The 2,097-nt window shown below is 67.4% G+C and carries 1 protein-coding gene and 2 pseudogenes; 1 reads left to right on the forward strand and 2 read right to left on the reverse strand.

The window, feature by feature from the left end; translation table 11 throughout:
- Positions 1-229, forward strand: a pseudogene (locus tag JF597_RS55160) (sodium:proton exchanger); the annotation flags it as partial.
- Positions 230-245: 16 nt separating this feature from the next.
- Here the strand turns inward: JF597_RS55160 and JF597_RS55165 are convergent.
- Together JF597_RS55165 and JF597_RS55170 are read right to left on the reverse strand one after the other, a co-directional pair.
- Positions 246-467: pseudogene (locus tag JF597_RS55165) on the reverse strand (glycoside hydrolase family 15 protein); the annotation flags it as partial.
- A gap of 324 nt (positions 468-791) precedes the next feature.
- A partial coding sequence (locus JF597_RS55170) for a chloride channel protein (protein WP_294014812.1) occupies positions 792-2,097 on the reverse strand: 1,306 nt, incomplete at its 5' end.

Below are 2,097 nucleotides of genomic sequence, written 5' to 3' on the forward strand. Positions count from 1 at the left end.
CGCCATCCTCTTCGGCAGTTCGCTTGTCCGGCGCACACTGGCAGCGCGTTACGAGGCGGGAGCCCGCTTCCTCGTCCAATCCGCCTCCGCCCCTGTGCCCGCCGACCACGACACGCTCTTCGTCGTGCGGGCCGACCGGCGACTCGAACAGGTCACCGGCGACGAGCCGGTCACTACGCAGGAAGGCGACAGCCTCGTACTGCTCGGCTCCACCCCACCTTCGCACTGAGCCGGCCGCCCTCGGGCTATCTCCCGCCCTCACGGGCCTGTTGAAGAGCCGTGTCCAGGGTGATGGCCGCATCGATCAGCGCAAGGTGTGTGAAAGCCTGCGGGAAATTCCCCAGCTGCCGGCCTGTCAGGTCGATCTCTTCGGAGTACAGGCCCAGATGGTTGGCGTACGTGAGCATCTTCTCCAGTACCAGCCTGGCTTGATCGGTCCGACCGGCCCGTGCCAGGGCGTCGACGTACGCGAGCTCGGGGCGCGCCGCCGACACGAGCGGCCATCGCGCCGGTACGGGTGCCACCACAAGCGGAACCGCCTCGACCCATGCCCCCCCTGTGGCGGCAGTCCTCCGGTCCTGCTCTGCCCTACACGCGCACGCCGTGCACGTGTCGCGGCTCGGCCAGCAGACCGAAGATGACCAGAACGGACACGACCATCGTGCTCAGAGACCAGAACGGGTAGACCGGAAGGAAGATCATCTGACCGACGAGACAGAACACTGCCAGACAGACACCCGTCAGTCGCGCCGCTCTGGAACCCACGAGAACGCCGAGGCCCGCCAGGGCCATCACGATGCCGATGGCGACCCAGATCCACCCCCAGGCCGTGTAGTTGAGGATGAGCAACCGATTGCCCTGGGAGTAGACGGTCGAGTAGTAGCCGTGATTGAAGATCGCCACAAATCCGTTGAGCAGGTTGAAGAGGGCACTGACCAGGAGCAGGATTCCGGCGAAGGCCACCCAGTGCGATCGCTCCATCGGTGGCACGGCACCATCTGGTGAGGAAGTCTGTTGCTGCATGGGATCCATGAGATGCAGCAACATCGCGGGCCGCAACTCGGCGGCCCGGCTGTGTCCTGCTCGGTGGCGGGTGCGGCGGTCGGCGGTGGGGTCGACCTGAGGGTGAGGACGTAGGAGACCACGACCGCCACAATCACCAACGGCATGACGGTAAGCCCCTCTCGGCCCAGAAGAAGGGTGGCCAGCAACAAAGCGGTCATGGGCAACTTGAGCATCGCCGCCGACATCGCGCCCACGCCCATCGCGAGTCCAGCGGTCACGCCGAGTCCGGGCAGGTGGGAGAGTGCGATGCCTCCGGCTGCGCCGACGAACATGGCGGGGAACACCGGGCCACCACGGAAAGCTGCCATGGACACGCAGTAGGCCACTGCCTTGCAGGCGACGAGCACCGTGAGCGCGCCTGCCGAATACTGCGCGTTCGCGGTGAGAAGAGGACCGAGGCCGCTCTGTCCGGAGTACAGGATTCCCGAAGCCGGGTGGCCGGTCCACTCCGCGTAGACCAGGGCGATCACACCGACGATGACACCCGCAAGCACGGTAGCGATCAGCCGTCGCGGTTCGACCAGTTTCAGCAAATGGAGGGCGAGCCACCGGATCCCGACGCCGAGCAGAGCCGCCGCTACTCCGATCAGGAGCGCCCAGCCGAACCCGGCGGCATCCGGTGTGGTGGCATGGGGGACGTTCGGCAGCGTCAGCGAGTAGGTGCCCAGGCCGGTCCACGATCCCAGGCCGGTGAAGATGAGCGCGCCAATGCCGGAGGCGAGCAACCCAGGCACCAGGACGACGCCGAGCATGGCTCCACCAAAGCCGGACATTTCCATGAGCAGGAACGCTCCGAGCAGCGGCGAACCGAGCAGGGTGCTGATCGCGGCGAAACTCCCGGAGGCTCCCACGACGGCGGTCGCCTGTTTCGGGAACGACTTCCGCGTCAGGCGCAGCGCCGCCACGGCCAGACCGCTGCCCAGGGCGATGAGCGGGGCCTCCGGCCCGATGACCGCCCCGAGGCCGAGTGACGCCAGCGCGGCGAGCGCCACGCCGGGCAAGTTGACTGTCGGGGTCGGGCCCGAGGCCACG

The organism is Streptomyces sp., from assembly GCF_019510245.1.
GTDB lineage: Bacteria > Actinomycetota > Actinomycetes > Streptomycetales > Streptomycetaceae > Streptomyces.